General features: G+C 58.9%; 15 protein-coding genes and 2 pseudogenes. 13 read left to right on the plus strand and 4 right to left on the minus strand.

Translation table 11 applies throughout. From position 1 onward, the window contains the following. Positions 1-9: 9 nt before the first annotated feature. Positions 10-1,263, minus strand: a complete 1,254-nt coding sequence (locus A3C3_RS0101500) for a type II toxin-antitoxin system HipA family toxin (RefSeq protein ID WP_028739304.1) — start codon at positions 1,261-1,263, stop codon at positions 10-12. After that, the gene (locus A3C3_RS0101505; RefSeq protein WP_022712854.1) at positions 1,256-1,567 is read right to left on the minus strand and encodes a helix-turn-helix transcriptional regulator; all 312 of its coding nucleotides are present in this window, start codon (positions 1,565-1,567) and stop codon (positions 1,256-1,258) included. Before A3C3_RS0101505 ends, A3C3_RS0101500 begins: the two co-directional genes overlap by 8 nt. A 237-nt stretch (positions 1,568-1,804) precedes the next feature. Here A3C3_RS0101505 and A3C3_RS44930 point away from each other — a divergent pair. Both A3C3_RS44930 and A3C3_RS44935 read left to right on the plus strand, forming a co-directional pair. After that, positions 1,805-2,307 (plus strand): annotated as a pseudogene (locus A3C3_RS44930) (hypothetical protein); the annotation flags it as partial. 214 nt (positions 2,308-2,521) lie between these two features. Further along, the gene (locus tag A3C3_RS44935) at positions 2,522-2,665 is read left to right on the plus strand and encodes a hypothetical protein (RefSeq protein WP_022712856.1); all 144 of its coding nucleotides are present in this window, start codon (positions 2,522-2,524) and stop codon (positions 2,663-2,665) included. A gap of 56 nt (positions 2,666-2,721) precedes the next feature. Here A3C3_RS44935 and A3C3_RS0101520 read toward each other — a convergent pair whose 3' ends face one another. Then, positions 2,722-3,621, minus strand: coding sequence for a LysR family transcriptional regulator (locus tag A3C3_RS0101520; protein WP_022712857.1), 900 nt, complete (start codon positions 3,619-3,621; stop codon positions 2,722-2,724). A 121-nt stretch (positions 3,622-3,742) separates the two neighbouring features. Here A3C3_RS0101520 and A3C3_RS0101525 point away from each other — a divergent pair, with 121 nt between their 5' ends. The 7 genes from A3C3_RS0101525 (at position 3,743) to A3C3_RS0101555 (ending at position 11,133) form a co-directional block, all read left to right on the plus strand. Then, a complete protein-coding gene (locus tag A3C3_RS0101525; protein WP_022712858.1) occupies positions 3,743-4,675 on the plus strand; it encodes a VOC family protein in 933 nt (310 codons plus the stop codon). A gap of 106 nt (positions 4,676-4,781) precedes the next feature. After that, positions 4,782-5,471: a hydrolase gene (locus A3C3_RS0101530; RefSeq protein ID WP_022712859.1), complete on the plus strand. Its 690-nt coding sequence runs from the start codon at positions 4,782-4,784 to the stop codon at positions 5,469-5,471. Positions 5,472-5,539: 68 nt separating this feature from the next. Further along, positions 5,540-5,830 (plus strand): XapX domain-containing protein, encoded by a 291-nt coding sequence (locus A3C3_RS0101535; protein ID WP_022712860.1) that lies wholly within the window; start codon positions 5,540-5,542, stop codon positions 5,828-5,830. After that, positions 5,830-7,812, plus strand: coding sequence for an amidohydrolase (locus tag A3C3_RS0101540; RefSeq protein ID WP_022712861.1), 1,983 nt, complete (start codon positions 5,830-5,832; stop codon positions 7,810-7,812). Before A3C3_RS0101535 ends, A3C3_RS0101540 begins: the two co-directional genes overlap by 1 nt. A gap of 142 nt (positions 7,813-7,954) precedes the next feature. Then, on the plus strand, positions 7,955-8,398 hold the full coding sequence (locus tag A3C3_RS0101545) for a DoxX family protein (protein WP_028739305.1): 444 nt from the start codon (positions 7,955-7,957) through the stop codon (positions 8,396-8,398). After that, complete coding sequence (locus A3C3_RS0101550) at positions 8,395-9,993, plus strand: MFS transporter (RefSeq protein ID WP_022712863.1); 1,599 nt, start codon at positions 8,395-8,397, stop codon at positions 9,991-9,993. Before A3C3_RS0101545 ends, A3C3_RS0101550 begins: the two co-directional genes overlap by 4 nt. Before the next feature lie 303 nt (positions 9,994-10,296). Continuing rightward, positions 10,297-11,133, plus strand: a complete 837-nt coding sequence (locus A3C3_RS0101555) for an alpha/beta fold hydrolase (RefSeq protein ID WP_033419559.1) — start codon at positions 10,297-10,299, stop codon at positions 11,131-11,133. 160 nt (positions 11,134-11,293) lie between these two features. Here A3C3_RS0101555 and A3C3_RS0101560 read toward each other — a convergent pair whose 3' ends face one another. Beyond that, positions 11,294-12,199: a helix-turn-helix transcriptional regulator gene (locus A3C3_RS0101560; protein WP_022712864.1), complete on the minus strand. Its 906-nt coding sequence runs from the start codon at positions 12,197-12,199 to the stop codon at positions 11,294-11,296. Between the two features lie 289 nt (positions 12,200-12,488). On the opposite strand from A3C3_RS0101560, the gene A3C3_RS0101565 reads away from it, so the two are divergent. The 4 genes and pseudogenes from A3C3_RS0101565 (at position 12,489) to A3C3_RS0101575 (ending at position 16,551) form a co-directional block, all read left to right on the plus strand. Next, complete coding sequence (locus A3C3_RS0101565; RefSeq protein ID WP_022712865.1) at positions 12,489-13,322, plus strand: AraC family transcriptional regulator; 834 nt, start codon at positions 12,489-12,491, stop codon at positions 13,320-13,322. A 245-nt stretch (positions 13,323-13,567) separates the two neighbouring features. Further along, positions 13,568-13,730 (plus strand): annotated as a pseudogene (locus A3C3_RS46565) (amidase); the annotation flags it as partial. Positions 13,731-14,330: 600 nt separating this feature from the next. Then, positions 14,331-15,281 carry a helix-turn-helix domain-containing protein gene (locus A3C3_RS0101570; protein ID WP_022712866.1) on the plus strand — a complete coding sequence of 317 codons (951 nt, stop codon included), beginning with the start codon at positions 14,331-14,333 and terminating at the stop codon, positions 15,279-15,281. Positions 15,282-15,720: 439 nt separating this feature from the next. Further along, entirely contained in the window at positions 15,721-16,551 is an 831-nt protein-coding gene (locus tag A3C3_RS0101575; RefSeq protein ID WP_028739307.1) for an alpha/beta fold hydrolase, read from the plus strand. Positions 16,552-16,664 lie beyond the last annotated feature (113 nt).

Raw genomic sequence — 16,664 nt, forward strand, 5'->3', positions numbered from 1 at the left:
ACATGCTAGCTAGTGCGCGTGCGTGCCAAGAATCGGCGTCATCATCTTGACGTGCGCGTCGATCCGCTCGAGCACCTTTATCGGAACGACCCCGCGCTCCGGCAGCGACCACCAGGTTTGGTTCACCCGCTCAACGGTTTCGGTCACCGCTTTGAGAACGGCAGCCTCCGGCAAGCGCGCACGATTAGCGAAGGCTTTCCATCGTCGCACGTTCATCGCCTTGAAGGAGCGCTCGCCAGCTAGCGACAGCGCCATGGCATCTGCCGGGATATAAGGAATGGTAGAGAGTACATCATAGACCGGCGCGAGCTCCGGCTTGTCGCCCGCCCCGCGATAGATCAGTGACCAGTTCTTCAGGTGCATGTCGCCATTGCCGGTGACGGCAGCCAGAGCCAGCCGGCGGACGAATTCGAGCGCGGCTGCGGAGGAGACCGCAACGCCAAGGGCTGCTGCGATATCGTGATAGGCTGCACCTTCGTATTTGCGCGAAGGATAAACGCCGAAGACCTGCGCGAAATCCTCAATATGTATCCGTTCAGCGCCAGCGCTGCGATCGAAGCGTTTGACGAGCAGGACTTTTCCATCGAAGAGCGTCTTGAATTCTTCCGGAATGCTTTCGAATTCCGATTGCTCGACAAGCTCGCGTTCCGGCACGTCCATGCCGATTGCTTCGGCCAAAGCGAGATTGGCATATTCATTCTCCGAGACGCCAGGAAACGATGTCGACGGAAACTTGGCGATGTACGAGCCTTGCTCGTCTCCCAACGGCAGGGTCAGGCCGCCGCCTTTGCCTGTGTTCTTGATGACTGAAAGCTTCATCTGCACGCCGGCGAGCGAAAACCGGGCCTTCGGTTTCGGACGTGACGAATCCTCGAGCGGAGGAGCTGCACCTTTGCTGGGCACGATGCGGACAGCACCCGGCAGATCCGACCCGAGTGCGATGAGCAGATCGAAATCGTTACCGGCGCGAACGCTGCCAGCGTGGTGCTTCTCCATCGCCTCGCGCAGCTTGTCCTCTGGAAGAAGATTCGCGAAAAACGCCGGCAAGGCTCTGGCGACAGGCTTGGGATCTTTACGCAAACCTCCGGTGACCGCGCGGAAGGACAGGCTCAGCACGGGCAAACCGCCCGCCGCGCGATAGCTTTCCTCGAAACTGAACGCATTGAAGTCGCCAGGCGTCCTGACAATCGTGCCGACCTTGAGATCGTTCAGCAGTACCTCAAGCGATGAGATTGATCTTGGATCGAGATACGCCTCAGGCATCGGCATCACCATCGGGGCTGGCGACGAAGGCAGGCAAATCGTCGCCGTCATCATGTGGCCGCGTTAGTGCATCGACCGCCGGAACCATCGCCTGCGGAATGAGCATCAGTTCGAGACCGAGCGCGCGCGCAATGTTGATCAGGGTCGTCGTGCGGGCAGCGCTGCTTCCGGCTTCGATCTCGCGGTAGCGTGGACGCGAGATACCTGCCATATCGGCGACCTGCTCTTGAGTAAGTCCCAATCCCTTGCGCGTCGTCTTCAAAAGCCGACCGATTTTCAGAAGCGCTTCAGACTCCGGTTTCATGTGATACCTAAACTTATCATTCGCTCTCAGATGATACCTATAAATATCATTTCCATTCGGTTTTCAAGAGATGTGATAAGTATGCGGATCATTAAATATGTAAAAGATCCGTTTAAAGATCATACGCATAGCTAACCGTCGATTGAAGCGCCAAGAGACCTCGCCCAACATACATTTTTTGTTAAAGGCCGCCTTCTATTCCCGCTCGCCCTCGGCAATGCGGTCGAGAGAAATGGAATGAGCATGCCCAAACAAGATCTTCATCACGTCATTTTCAGCGAAAAATCTCGGAGTTTGCGAGGTGCGTATCGCGCCAATCGCATCAAAGAGTGCTAGAGAACGTCCGTCCCTATTTGATCAGCCTGATCATCTACCGCAAGCCGCCACCGATCCTGAATGGCCGCATCGACTGTACGACGATCGGACAGGTCTGCGGGATCGAAGGCGAATTGACGGCAGAACTGAAGAAGCAGCTCCGACCAGGCTTGGATGCGACCATCCGATGCCTCGGCGCACCGCCGGCCGCCGAAGGCGTTCGGCCCACAAAGTCCACCACTCGAGCAAGCAAGGCAACGGCGACAAAGGCGCCAGCTACCGCCTCCTCCACCAGAAAGCCAAAACGCGCTGCGGCTGACGGCACCTTTGCTCAACCGGCCTCCGCACCGCGGGGGCCTGCACCGAAACCAATCAGCCCGTTTCCGGAACCATTGTTTGAAGCAACCGAGGACCCGGCAAGTTTTGGTGCCATAAAAGGCTTGCTGCCTCATGCGCCACATAACTTACGAGATATTCTCGCGACCCATATCCTAAAACAGACCGGGTCCTACGAGCAGGCCAGTTATGCAATCCAGGACACGCCTGACGTGGTGCAACAACACTACGCTCGCTTGCTGCCGCAAGAGAAGGCGGCACTCGCAGCGAAAATTCTGAACCAGGTCTGGGAAGCCGCATAGCATGCCGGTTGACGATCAAGTGTGGAAATGTTTTCTGCACCTGACGGTGGCGGGTGGTTACGCCTTGAAAGGAATTGAACTGACGGCCCGTGATTGGGATGCGGTTAAAACCTCTATCCAAAACCTGGCGCCCAGGATGCTGTAATATTGTCTTAAAAGGCTTTTGTAATAGCAGCGGAGTCCACTTTATCACTGCGAAGATCATTCCATTACGGTCATGAACGCCGGTACTTGTTGTTCGAAGAATTTCGAAAACGAGGCAATGCGCGGTGGCAGCGCCTGGTATGGGGGGTAATATAGGGTCAGCCACAAGTCCGGCGGCGACCAGTTCCGCAGGACATGGACCAGCCTTCCCGTGTGCAGATGCTCGGCCACATGAAACCTCGGGAGCATGGCAACCCCGGCCCCTTCAGCAGCCATATCGGCCAGAACACCTCCATTGTTGGCACTGAACGTGCGGCCCGCCGATATCGTCGCACTGCCGCCGCCGTCCGACAAGGACCAAGTCTCCCGTTTGCTTTCGCCACTGTAGGCAAGGCAATCGTCGAGTGTCAGCTCATTGGGATGTTCCATTTCTTCAAATCGACTTCCTGGCGCAGCAACGAGAATGCGGCGCACGACGCTGATCTTCCGCCAGATCGTGAACTTGTCCGATGGAGCGGCAGAGATGCGGATCGCGAGATCGTAGTCGTCATCGATGATGTTTACGAGACCGTCCGTCAGGGAGATTTCGAAAGTGATCTTCGGATAGCGCTCCCTGAAGCCCGACAAGATAGGGGGCAGGATTTGCTGACCGAACCAGGTCGGTGCACTGATCCGAAGCCGACCGTGATCGGCCTTGTGGGTGTTCATCACATCTTTGCGGGCATTTTCGAGCGCCTGTACCGCGGGTTGTATCTGGGCAGCAAAAATCGCGCCGTCGGTCGTGAGCGAGACCTGCCGCGTCGTCCGGACAAAGAGCTGTACGCCGAGGTCTTCTTCCAGGGCGGCGATTGCACGCGTGACAGCTGCGGGTGTCATGTCCAGTTCGCGCGCGACCTGGGCAAAGTTCCGCTTTTCGGCAGCCAGCAGAAACGTTCGGAGGGCCTTGTAGTCATTCATTCGATTATTTCACCTACCGCAATTCATTCGCAAGTTTTATTGCAATTCCGAGCGCTGATCAACTGGGGTAGTTTTCTAATCACACCAGACAAACGAAGTCAGCCACCGAAGGGCAACCATCATGATCAACGAAATCAACGGACTGCATCACATCACGTCGATGGCATCTGACGCCCGTCAGAACAACACGTTTTTCACCGACACCCTGGGGCTACGCCGCGTAAAGAAGACCGTGAACTTCGACGATCCGAACGTCTACCACCTCTACTACGGCGACGAGGCTGGTACCCCCGGCACTGTCATGACCTACTTCCCATTCCCGGACGTGATGCGCGGCAGACCAGGCGTTGGCGAAGTGAGCGAGACGCAGTTCGCAGTCCCGAAAGGCTCCCTCTCCTTCTGGCAGGATCGTCTGACCGCTAAGGGAGCCGGCCTTCTCGAAGCCGACACCACCTTCGGTGCCAACCGCCTGCGGTTCAACGGTCCGGACGGTGAAGGTCTTGCCCTGATCGAAACGGCAGACGACGCCCGCACTGCGTGGAACGGATCCGGCATCGCCGACAGCGTCGCCATCCGTGGTTTCTCCGGCGCGCGTTTCCGCCTGCACGACACAGCCGCCACCGCCGAACTGCTCGGGTTCATGGGCTACCAGCGCGCCGAGACGGAAGGTGATGTCACCCGCTTTATTATCCCAGGCGGAAACGGCGCCGACACGATCGACCTCGAGGCGCTTTCCCAGACTCCTTTTGCACGACAGGGAGCAGGCTCGGTCCACCACATCGCCTTTGCCGTCGAGAACCGCGCCAAGCAGCTCGAAGTCCGAAAGGCGCTGATGGACACGGGCTACCAGGTCACTCCTGTGATTGACCGCGACTACTTCTGGGCGATCTACTTTCGTACCCCGGGAGGCGTGCTATTCGAAATCGCCACCAACGAACCCGGTTTCGACCGTGACGAAGACACCGCGCACCTTGGCGAGGTTCTGAAATTGCCGGCCCGCTACGAGCCTTACCGTGCCCAGATCGAGGCTGGGCTTACGCCACTTGCAGCCTAATGTTCCAACCAGGTCGCTTTCCGACAATCCAGTGTCCCAACGTTCAAGACGCGGAGCGATCCCTGCCCCATTGCCTATCGTCAACCCAACGAAAAGGAAACACGAGATGTCTAACAAGCTTCAGGTCCTGACCCCCCAGAACAGCCAGATCATCTTCATCGACCAGCAGCCGCAGATGGCCTTCGGTGTCCAGTCGATCGACCGCCAGACCCTGAAAAACAACGTTGTGGGCCTTGCCAAAGCAGCAAAAATTTTCAACATCCCGACCACGATCACGACCGTCGAGACGGACTCTTTTTCTGGCAACACCTTCCCTGAACTGCTCGCCGTCGTCCCCGACAACGACATTCTCGAGCGCACCTCGATGAACTCGTGGGATGATCAGAACGTCCGCGATGCACTTGCCGAGAACGCCGCCAACGGCCGCAAGAAGATCGTCGTTGCTGGCCTGTGGACCGAGGTCTGCAACACCACCTTCGCACTCTCCTGCATGAACGACACCGACTATGAGATCTACATGGTCGCAGATGCTTCCGGCGGCACCTCGATCGATGCACACAAATACGCCATGGACCGCATGGTTCAGGCAGGTGTCGTTCCGGTCACGTGGCAGCAGGTTCTGCTCGAATGGCAGCGAGACTGGGCACGCAAAGAAACCTACGACGCGGTTACCTCATTGGTGAAGGAGCATTCCGGTGCCTACGGCATGGGCATCGACTACGCAGTCACGCACGTTCACGGCGGCTCCGAGCGGGTCAGCCATGGCAAGCGGATCGGGCCGAACCCCGCGAAGTAAAGCCTGCATCGCTCCGGCAGGACGCCACCTGCCGGAGCGAATTGCTTCCCCCAAGCGAAGGTCTCCTCATGAAAATCTATCTCCTGTCACTCGGTGCCGGCCTCCTGGTGGGCGTGATCTACAGCCTGCTCAATGTCCGCTCGCCTGCCCCCCCGGTCGTGGCTCTCATCGGGCTGCTCGGGATCCTTGTCGGCGAGCAGATCGTGCCGCTGGCAAAAAGCATCTGGGCTCGCGAGCCTGCTGCCCTTTCCTGGCTTCATCAGGTAAAGCCGCACATGTTCGGTCCCCTCCCGAAAGGCGGGCTGAACGTGGTGGAGGCGACCTCCCCCCGCGAAGATCCGACCTCGGGGAAAAGCTGATGACGACGCGCCGCACCTTCCTGGGCGCAGCTTCGAGCCTCGCCTTTTCAAATCTGTTTTCACCGGCCAATGCCGCCGATCCCATCAAGACCGGAGCCGCTTCCATGCACGCAGACATCGTTCTTCACAACGGATTGATCACGACGCTTGATCGCGCAAATCCGAACGCCACTGCGATCGCCGTCAAGGACGGTCTATTCATGGACGTGGGCACCGACAGGGAAATCATGGCGCTCGCCGGACCGGACACGAAAATTGTCGACCTCAAGGGCAAGCGCGTGCTGCCGGGCCTGATCGACAACCATACCCACGTCGTGCGCGGTGGTCTCAACTTCAACATGGAGCTCCGCTGGGACGGCGTCCGCTCGCTCGCCGATGCGATGGATATGCTGAAGCGGCAGGTCGCCATCACGCCTGCCCCACAATGGGTGCGTGTGGTCGGTGGATTCACCGAGCACCAGTTCGCCGAAAAGCGCCTGCCGACGATCGACGAGATCAATGCTGCCGCACCCGATACGCCGGTCTTCCTGTTGCACCTCTACGACCGCGCATTGCTCAACGGCGCTGCCCTTCGCGCCGTCGGCTACACGAGGGACACACCGAACCCGCCAGGTGGAGAAATCACCCGCGATGCCAACGGCAATCCGACGGGGCTGCTGCTCGCCAAGCCGAATGCGGGCATTCTTTATTCGACTCTCTCCAAGGGGCCGAAGCTTCCTTTCGAATACCAGGTCAATTCCACCCGCCACTTTATGCGGGAACTCAACCGGCTGGGCATTACCGGGGTTATCGACGCGGGCGGCGGCTTCCAGAACTATCCGGACGACTACGCGGTCATTCAAAAGTTGTCGGACGAAGACCAGCTCACAGTGCGTCTCGCCTATAACCTGTTCACGCAGAAGCCGAAGGAAGAGAAGCAGGACTTCCTCAACTGGACGCAGTCAGTCAAGTACAAGCAGGGCAACGACTATTTCCGCCACAACGGTGCGGGGGAGATGCTGGTCTTCTCCGCTGCGGACTTCGAAGATTTTCGCCAGCCCCGCCCGGATATGCCGCCCGAAATGGAAGGCGAACTGGAAGAGGTTGTTCGGGTGCTGGCCGAAAACCGCTGGCCCTGGCGTCTTCACGCCACCTATGACGAAACGATCAGCCGTTCGCTCGACGTTTTCGAGAAGGTCAACAAGGATATCCCGCTCGAAGGCCTGAACTGGTTCTTCGACCATGCCGAGACGATCTCCGACCGCTCGATCGACCGCATCGCAGCACTCGGCGGCGGCATCGCCACGCAGCATCGCATGGCCTATCAGGGCGAATATTTCGTCGAGCGATACGGTCAGGGCGTCGCAGAAGCGACGCCGCCGATCAGACGCATGCTCGACAAGGGTGTCAATGTCTCGGCCGGCACGGATGCGACGCGCGTCGCCTCCTATAATCCCTGGGTCTCGCTTTCATGGATGGTGACCGGCAAGACCGTCGGCGGCATGCAGCTATATCCCCGCGCCAATTGCCTCGACCGTGAAACGGCACTGCGCATGTGGACCGAAAAGGTTACCTGGTTCTCCAACGAGGAAGGCAAGAAGGGCCGGATCGAGAAGGGCCAGTTCGCCGATCTCGTCGTGCCGGATAAGGACTTTTTCTCTTGCTCGGAAGACGAGATTTCATTCCTGACATCGGATCTCACCATGGTCGGCGGCAAGATCGTCTACGGTGCCGGCGACTTCAAGCCGCTCGACGAAAACGACGTGCCGCCCGCCATGCCTGACTGGTCGCCGGTGCGCAACTTCGGCGGCTATGCTGCCTGGGGCGAGCCGGAAGGCGCCGGCAAACGTTCACTTCGTCGCGCGGCGATATCGTCATGCGGGTGCGCCAGCGATTGCGGCGTGCATGGCCACGACCACGCCCGCGCCTGGACCTCGAAACTGCCGATCGCTGACCTTAAGGGCTTCTTCGGTGCGCTTGGTTGCTCGTGCTGGGCGGTGTGAAGAAGGATATTTAATTGCGATAATCGCAATTAAATCGAAAGTATTGATGCAATTGTTGGCGGCAATCTTTCCGGCCAATATCGCTCCACCAGCCGCAATCAACGCCGATCGGTTCAACCGGGCCAATATTATAGGAGCAGACATGATTGACCATTCTCCATCCTCAAATCTCAACAGCGGTGCTCTTGCGGGAATCGTTGCCGCGCCTGCGACGCGGGTCGTCGCGCTTCTCGCGCTCTGTGCGGCCTATATCCAGGGACCGCTCAACAAGATCTTCGATTTCAACGGCGCACTGGCAGAAATGGAGCATTTCGGCCTGCATCCGGCCGGGTTCTTCGCGGTGGCAGTCATCACCTTCGAGCTTGCCGCCTCGGCCATGGTCGTGTCGGGCTTCCTGCGTTGGATCGGGGCGCTGGCTTTGGCAATCTTCACGTTGCTCGCAACCTTCATCGCTCTCCGGTTCTGGGAAATGCCTGATGGCATGGACCGTATGATGGCCACCAATGCCTTCTTCGAACATCTCGGTCTCGCCGGCGCCTTCATCATCGTCGCAACAATGGATCTGACAAAGGTAGCACGCAAATGAGCGCCGCAAAATTCTCCGGGGGCAGCTTCGCTCCCCTTGCACAGCCGGTCTTTGCAGTCCTCTGGGCCGCCACCGTCCTCGGAAATACCGGAAGCTTCATGCGCGACGTCGCAAGTTCCTGGCTGATGACTGATCTGTCCGCCTCGCCGGCGGCGGTCGCGTTGGTTCAGGCTGCCGGAACCCTGCCGATCTTCCTCCTGGCCATACCGGCGGGCGTCCTCACCGACATTCTCGATCGTCGCAAGTTCCTGATCGCAGTTCAGGTGCTGCTCGCCTCCGTCAGTATCACACTGATGGTTCTTGCCCACACCGGGATGCTCTCTGTCAGCGCCCTGATCGGCCTGACCTTCCTCGGCGGCATCGGTGCGGCGCTGATGGGACCGACTTGGCAGGCGATCGTGCCTGAACTGGTTCAGCGCCAAGACGTCAAAAGCGCGGTCGCGCTCAACTCTCTGGGCATCAACATTGCCCGGTCGATCGGACCGGCGACCGGCGGCCTGCTGCTTGCCGCGTTCGGTGCGGCGATTACCTACGCGGCCGATGTCGCGAGCTATATCGTGGTCATTGCCGCCTTGATGTGGTGGCCACGAGCGAAGAACGCTAATGACGCGCTTGCCGAAGGTTTCCTCGGCGCCTTCCGCGCCGGTCTTCGCTACACCCGTGCCAGCCGCCCGCTGCATGTGGTGCTGCTGCGTGCCGCCATCTTCTTCGCTTTTGCAAGTGCGGTATGGGCTCTGCTGCCGCTTGTCGCCCGGCAAATGCTCGGTGGCGACGCACGCTTCTACGGCATCCTGCTCGGCGCAGTCGGTGCTGGAGCGATCGGCGGCGCCTTGGTGATGCCGAAGCTTCGCGAGCGCTTCGACGCCGACGGTCTGCTTTTGGGGTCCGCCATCGTGACTGCGTTGGTTATGGGAGCACTGTCGCTTGCTCCACCGCAATCCCTCGCGGTCGTCATCCTTCTTTTCCTTGGCGGCGCGTGGATCACGGCGCTGACGACCCTGAACGGCGCGGCGCAGTCCATCCTTCCAAACTGGGTCCGTGGGCGCGGTCTGGCGGTCTATCTGACCGTATTCAACGGCGCCATGACTGCCGGCAGCATCGGCTGGGGTGCGGTCGGCGAGGCCGTGGGCATCCCGGTGACGCTTCTGATCGGCGCTGTCGGATTGCTTGTTGCAGGGTTCATCTTGCACCGCCTCAAACTGCCGTCCGGCGATACGGACCTGGTGCCGTCCAACCACTGGCCGGAGCCGCTGGTTGCCGAACAGGTTGCCCATGATCGCGGGCCGGTCCTGATCCTCATCGAATACAATGTCGAAAAACATCATCGCATCGCCTTCCTGCACGCGCTGGATGAGATGTCCCACGAAAGGCGGCGTGACGGAGCATACGGGTGGGGCGTCACGGAAGACTCTGCCGATCCGCAGAAGATCGTGGAATGGTTCATGGTGGAGTCCTGGGCGGAACATCTTCGCCAGCACAAGCGGGTGTCGAAGGCTGACGCCGATCTTCAAGGCCAGATCCTTGCCTATCACTCAGGACCGGACAATCCCGTCGTCCGGCATTTCCTGACAATCAACCGGCCCGGCGCCGCATAAAGTAACCGCGAGAGGCCGTCGCCTTCATTGTTGCAAGAATCGCAATTAAATCGAAATTATTGATGCAATTGTCGCACGTTGCCTTTGGCGGCACTATGTCTCCATCAGACGAACAGAGCGTCGCCTGAGGGCAAAACGACAGGATAGCAGGACGCTGAAATGACCCACAATTTCCATTCCATCACGCGCCGCGGCGCATTGCTTTCCGGCGCTGCCGCCACCGCGGCGATCGCGCTCCCCACATCGTTTGGCTTTGCGGCCAACGCTGCCTCCACCACTACCCCAATCGAAGGAGATAATACGATGGGCTACATCACCACCAAGGACGGCGTGGAAATCTTTTACAAGGATTGGGGGTCGAAGGATGCCCAGCCGATCGTCTTTCACCACGGCTGGCCACTCTCATCGGATGACTGGGACGCACAGATGCTGTTCTTTCTCTCCAAGGGCTATCGCGTCGTCGCCCATGACCGCCGTGGTCACGGCCGCTCCGCGCAGGTCTCTGATGGACACGACATGGACCACTACGCCGCCGATGCCTTTGCCGTCGTCGAAGCGCTGGACCTGAAGAATGCCGTCCATATCGGCCACTCGACGGGCGGTGGCGAGGTCGCACGTTATGTAGCCAAGCACGGCGAACCGAGCGGCCGTGTCGCCAAGGCGGTCCTGGTTTCCGCAGTACCGCCTTTGATGCTGAAGACTGCTGCCAATCCGGAAGGCCTGCCGATCGAAGTCTTCGACGGTTTCCGTTCCGCGCTGGCCGCCAACCGCGCGCAGTTCTTCCGCGACGTCCCCGCTGGCCCGTTCTACGGCTTCAACCGCGAAGGCGCGACCGTAAACGAAGGCGTGATTCAAAATTGGTGGCGGCAGGGCATGATGGGCGGCGCGAAGGCGCACTACGACGGCATCAAGGCCTTTTCGGAAACCGACCAGACCGGCGACCTGCAGGTGATCACTGTGCCAACGCTGGTTCTGCATGGCGAGGACGACCAGATCGTGCCGATCGCAGATGCTGCGCACAAGGCCATCAAGCTCCTGAAGAACGGCACGCTGAAGACCTATCCCGGCTTCTCGCACGGAATGTTGACCGTCAATGCCGATATCCTGAACGCCGACCTCCTCGCCTTTGTCAAAGGCTAACCTGTCAATCCGGGTGCGGCGTGTTGCCAGCCGCATCCGGACAACTTTGAAGTTGCCATCCAATGGATTCCGGGACCAAGGAGCGGCCAAAGCTGAGATCGACGGCAAATGGCCGTGTGAGAGATGGCATCGCCGCATTACTGCTCGACCGTGGAGCGTGTTAGTGTCGGTTGCGTGAGCGCCACTCTAACGGAGTGACTCCTACGTCCCTCGTAAAGTCTTCCACGAACGTCTTCTCGTCCAAAAAACCGCACGTTTCGGCCACTCGGGCGACGGCTTCACCGGTTCTGCTCAGTTGTGACTTGGCCCTGCTGATGCGACATGCCGAAATCCATTCGAGGACAGATTGCCCAGTCGTCTCCACAAAGCCGGAATAGAGTTCATCCACCGAAAAACCAGTCGCCTCGGCAATATCATCGATCGATTTGTCGCCCGATAGGTTTGCAGCTATGTACATCTTGATGCGCTTTTCCTGCGTGGGAGATAGCCGGCCGGTAGTCGAAAGACGCTGGGCAGGCGACCGTCCGTAACGATGCGCGAGATGAGCGTTGAACGCCAGCCCAACATGCGGAAGCAGCGTGTCCCTCCCTTCGTCCGGCATGTCGAACATCGGCATCAGTGCTGACCCAAGATTGCGGATGACCTGGTCGTCAATCCCGCGACAGGTCGTCAGGTCATCAACATAGGGTTCTGCTGCTTCCTCCGCGAGTTCGACAAGATGCGCGCGCGGGATATGGAAGACGAGCGCTTCGAAGTGACCGCGAACCGAAATTGCGGCACCGTCTTTCAGACTGATCAGGCAGATCGAGCCCTTCGGATACCTCTTCAAAGGTGCCGGGGGTCGGTCCGGCCGGATGTCGGAATGGTAGACATCGACGAGATAGAGCATGACCAGAAAGGCATCGTCCGGCGGAAGCAAGACCGGATGGTCTCCATTTTCATAAAAATGGCCAAGATGGACGACAGAGAGCGTCGCCTCGCGAAGAGGTCTGATCACCAGCGCCCTTGCTGCCTCGATACCAAAACATGCCGCAATTCTCTCGCTGGCCGTCAACGCTTCACTCACATTTGTCTCGATCGTCTTCGGTGGGGGACTGTTTACTTGTATTGCAGGATCCCGCGTTTTCTGGGTTTCTATACGTCTTTCGAACGTCTATCTTGTAGAAAAGCATCCTCGTCGAGGAGATTCGGCCGATTACCAGAAGACAGCGCTGTGCGGGAGCTACCGCGGCGGCCATATCCGGCATCCAGCGTCTTCGAGATGAAAGCAGTGCGTCTTGGTCCTTGTTTCCACCAGTCAAAATCGATCTTCCGCTGGCCACGTGACGGACGGGTTCGGGTGCCCTTTGAAGCAGTTGTCGATCAACCAGACCCTGATAAGCTCGGACATCGCGATCTTCCGCAAGGGAACGAGCGACATGCAGCTCGATCAGGTCGAGACATCGGCAAGCGATCGAGGTTTTGTGGTCGGCGTATCTTCGCTCGGTGGCCACACGCGGCGCATCTTCCACGAACATCATGCCACGATCCACGACTTCGCTGAGAACTCGATCTATATTCGCGATCTGTCGCAAAGCTACAAAGCAGATTTCAGCAATCCTTTCGATTTCGTGCTGTTCGAAATTTCGCCTGCGTCTCTCACCAGGATCGCCGATGAGGCGGAGTTGTCCGGCGTGACGTCGTTGTCAGCCGAAGCCGCATCAAAGGATATTGTGCTTGCCAATCTTGCTCGCGCGCTGATCCCCGCACTCGAAAAACCGGAGGAAGCAAGCGCGCTGTTCGTCGATCAGATGGCGACAGCGATCGGCACCTACGTGGTCCAACGCTACGGCGGCCGGCCGGCTGTGACCGTCAGCAGAACACGACTCCTTTCACGCTCGCATGAGGATCTGGCGAAAAGTATCCTTCTCGAAAACCTCGAAGGTGACATCTCGATCCTGGAAGTTGCGCAGGCTTGCGATCTGTCTCGCGGGTATTTCATTCGCGCATTTCGGGAAACAACCGGGATGACACCATATCAGTGGCTTCTCAGCGAACGGATAAATCGCGCCCGAGAATTGCTTCGAGCCTCGAACGCGCCGCTTGCCGAGGTCGCTATCGCCTGCGGCTTTGCGGATCAAAGCCATTTCACCCGCGTTTTCTCAAATATCGTCGGCGTGACACCTGGCAACTGGCGCCGAAAGTTTTAATGCAGATATACCTTCTCAAATGCGATGTAGTTACCGCTGTCGGTTGAACGCGACTGACAGAATTTGCCTGGTCCTCATTTAAGGCAAATCGGGTACTTCGCCTGCCACCCGCGCTTCGGACCGTCATTGTTTCATCCTAACGCCTTGAACGGATTGGAACCGCCGACCCGTTATTTCGGCCATGTGAGATGACAGTGATTTGTGGCACTGTGGTCTGAACACACGCGATCGTCTGCCGGAACGCGCCTTGCCTGCCGGCGACAACGGTTCCGATCGGCGTGTCATCGCAGGAGCTTCCGATCGGCGTCCAGTTCGTCCAACCGTCGTTCGAAGATGTGGACGCCGCTCAAGCTCGCTCAATTGATAGAGGCTGAATTCGGCGGCTTCGTTCCGCCGACGGACTTTTGAGCCGCAATTTGCGCCGCTGCGCAACTCCAGCCAACTCCGCAACTGACTACGTGAAATGACCATTCCGAGCCAAAGCGGGTGCCCTCGAATTGCCGATCCAATGTCAGTGCGCTGGCAATTCCCGTCAGCCAATAGGTCCTTTGGTATGTCGCTGATCTTAACGAGATCCCATATCGGCTGCGGCCATGCATCACTTACCGCAATGCGGTGGCATATCGCGTCAAAATCGCGCTATCGTGATCGTGCACACGATTGTCATCGGCGGGCGGCTCCCAACGTGAGCTGCCCCAATGCCTTACATCGGCCCTCAGGTGGCGCTGCATATATCGTGCGACGCTCGAGCTCGCGTGATTGAGAACGAGGTCCAACGACGAAGGCAACCTATCCTGGAGAATAGGTTTTCGCCCTCGAGAGTTTTTGATATCTGTCCTGCATCACACAACGCGCGAGTAACCAAAGCACGGCGAAATCGCTCGCGACATTGGGGGATGTCATGGGTAGTAGGACTGGCAACGTCGGCCACCACAGGCGGATGCTCAACGATCCCGCGATTGTTGTCGGGATCACACATAAGCAGCGCCAGCCAACGAGCGCGCAACCATGAGCTTGCCTAGCTCCTGCGATCCGCTCGAGAGCTCGCCGGCTGAGACAATCGAGGCGCGCCGGGACGAAACGCCGGCTGCTGACCAGAATCCTGCAAACGAGATGTCGCGCGTTCTGAGGACTGCGCCAATTCATCTTGCGGCAGACCCGTCCGGCGGTGCAATCGCCCACTGGAATCACGGCCCCTTGCATGATGTCGTCGAGCCCATGACCGACCACGTCATCATGGCTTACAACGGCGCGATACAGCGTATGGAACGGCGGTCCGGAAGATCGATCGTGAGCGGAACGTTTCGTCGCGGGGTTGTCATCATCATCCCGGCCGGATCAAGCTCCCGATGGGATATTCCAAAACCGGTTGATGTCGTTCAGCTTTATCTTCCCCGCGCGACATTGACGCGCATTGCCGACGAAACCGATACTTTCACGCCGACCGATCTCCTGGAGCGAACGGCGCATCCGGACCTCATTACATCCCGATTGCTCCTGAGCGCAGCCGATGTCCTGGAAGGCAATACGGCACTGGATACACTGTTCAGGCAGCAGTTGACTGACCTTCTGGCCACACGCCTGCTGGCTGCGCACACGGGCAAGGCACCGAGCTATCAGCCGGCGCTCGGCGGCCTCGCGCCGAGCGTGCTGCGCCGGGCCATCGAACGATTGCGGTCGGACGCCGACGCGGACGTCTCCCTCGCGGCCCTCGCTGCCGATTCCGGGCTGTCGCGTTTTCATTTCTGTCGGGCTTTCAAGGAAAGCACGGGGCTTTCGCCTCACAACTGGCTGCGTCAATATCGGCTCGAGCAGGCCATAAACATGCTACGTGATCCTCAAAATTCGATCGCGTTTGTCGCAGCCTCGCTCGGTTATGCCTCGCAAACAGCATTTGCAGCTGCATTCCGAAAATTGACCGGTGAAACACCGACTGATTGGCGGCGGCGCCACGGCTGACCGTAATCTCCTTTCGCCCTCGCCCCAGATTCCGGGCTGTCGCGTTCTTGGCTTCCACGCCATCGGCTGGAACACGCGACGACCATGCCGCGCGATCCCTGGCATGGCGTTGGGTCGCAGCCATTTGACTGCGCCTCGCAAACAGCCTTGGCCGCCACATTTCGAAAGCTGACCTGTAAAACGCCGGGCGATGAACTGCCGCGCATCCGCTAAACCGCAATTGCTCTGCAATGGCCCCAATCCCTCTGGCGCAGTCGTAGACTTGTTTCGCTAGACCACCATTGCGCCCATACCAATGGATCCTGGGAGACAAAGGATGGTCTGGGATACCGATTACGGGTCAATCGCAACGAAGCGACCCGTAGCGCCCTTGCATGCCCGACTGTCCGTCGATTCGATGACGGGCACCGAAACAAATATTCTACAAAGGATCAGCACAATGACCTCCATTACAACCAGCGACGGTGTTCAACTTTTTTACAAGGACTGGGGACCGAAGTCCGCTCAGCCGATCGTCTTTCACCACGGCTGGCCGCTCAGCTCCGACGATTGGGATAATCAAATGCTCTTCTTCCTCGGCAAAGGCTTTCGCGTGATCGCTCATGATCGCCGCGGCCATGGCCGATCGAGCCAGGTAAGCGACGGTCATGACATGGATCACTACGCCTCCGATGTTGCCGCAATGATCGACTACCTCGATCTTCGCAACACGATCCATGTCGGCCACTCTACCGGCGGCGGTGAAGCCGCGCGGTATGTCGCGCGCTACGGCAAGGGTCGCGTTACGAAACTGATCCTGATTGCGGCCGTGCCGCCATTGATGTTGAAGACCGCGGCCAATCCCGGCGGTTTGCCGATCGAGGCATTCGACGGCTTGCGCAGCCAGCTGGCGGCAAACCGTTCGCAGTTCTATCGCGATTTTCCGAGCAGCCCCTTCTACGGCTACAACCGCCCGGGTGCCGAGCCTTCGCAGGCGGTCATCTCAAATTGGTGGCGTCAGGGCATGATGGGCGGCGCGAAAGCGCACTACGACGGCATCAAGGCATTCTCGGAGACGGATTTTACCGAGGACCTGAAGAGCATCACCGTGCCAACGCTGGTGTTGCATGGCGATGACGACCAGATCGTTCCCATCGGCGCCGCCGCTCCATTGTCGGCGAAGCTCCTGCAGACCGGCACGCTGAAAATCTACGAGAAACTGCCGCATGGGCTGTGCACGACCCATGCAGATGTCGTCAATGCCGACATGCTGGCCTTCATCACCGCCTAAGCGACGTCGCTTCACCAATCCGCGCGCCATCGTTACCAACCATCTCGCCGCCCATCGGGAGCGGCAACGGTGACTCGCGGGCCCTTTGAAACTACAAACCACGGAGTGAATAA

Source organism: Rhizobium mongolense USDA 1844, from assembly GCF_000419765.1.
Classification (GTDB): domain Bacteria; phylum Pseudomonadota; class Alphaproteobacteria; order Rhizobiales; family Rhizobiaceae; genus Rhizobium; species Rhizobium mongolense.

Excerpts from the sequence above, each read along its gene's own strand:
- A3C3_RS0101500 (WP_028739304.1), bottom strand. The coding sequence starts at position 1,263 with ATGCCTGAGGCGTATCTCGATCCAAGATCAATCTCATCGCTTGAGGTA.
- A3C3_RS0101505 (WP_022712854.1), bottom strand. The coding sequence starts at position 1,567 with ATGAAACCGGAGTCTGAAGCGCTTCTGAAAATCGGTCGGCTTTTGAAG.
- A3C3_RS44935 (WP_022712856.1), top strand. The coding sequence starts at position 2,522 with ATGCCGGTTGACGATCAAGTGTGGAAATGTTTTCTGCACCTGACGGTG.
- A3C3_RS0101520 (WP_022712857.1), bottom strand. The coding sequence starts at position 3,621 with ATGAATGACTACAAGGCCCTCCGAACGTTTCTGCTGGCTGCCGAAAAG.
- A3C3_RS0101525 (WP_022712858.1), top strand. The coding sequence starts at position 3,743 with ATGATCAACGAAATCAACGGACTGCATCACATCACGTCGATGGCATCT.
- A3C3_RS0101530 (WP_022712859.1), top strand. The coding sequence starts at position 4,782 with ATGTCTAACAAGCTTCAGGTCCTGACCCCCCAGAACAGCCAGATCATC.
- A3C3_RS0101535 (WP_022712860.1), top strand. The coding sequence starts at position 5,540 with ATGAAAATCTATCTCCTGTCACTCGGTGCCGGCCTCCTGGTGGGCGTG.
- A3C3_RS0101540 (WP_022712861.1), top strand. The coding sequence starts at position 5,830 with ATGACGACGCGCCGCACCTTCCTGGGCGCAGCTTCGAGCCTCGCCTTT.
- A3C3_RS0101545 (WP_028739305.1), top strand. The coding sequence starts at position 7,955 with ATGATTGACCATTCTCCATCCTCAAATCTCAACAGCGGTGCTCTTGCG.
- A3C3_RS0101550 (WP_022712863.1), top strand. The coding sequence starts at position 8,395 with ATGAGCGCCGCAAAATTCTCCGGGGGCAGCTTCGCTCCCCTTGCACAG.
- A3C3_RS0101555 (WP_033419559.1), top strand. The coding sequence starts at position 10,297 with ATGGGCTACATCACCACCAAGGACGGCGTGGAAATCTTTTACAAGGAT.
- A3C3_RS0101570 (WP_022712866.1), top strand. The coding sequence starts at position 14,331 with ATGAGCTTGCCTAGCTCCTGCGATCCGCTCGAGAGCTCGCCGGCTGAG.
- A3C3_RS0101575 (WP_028739307.1), top strand. The coding sequence starts at position 15,721 with ATGACCTCCATTACAACCAGCGACGGTGTTCAACTTTTTTACAAGGAC.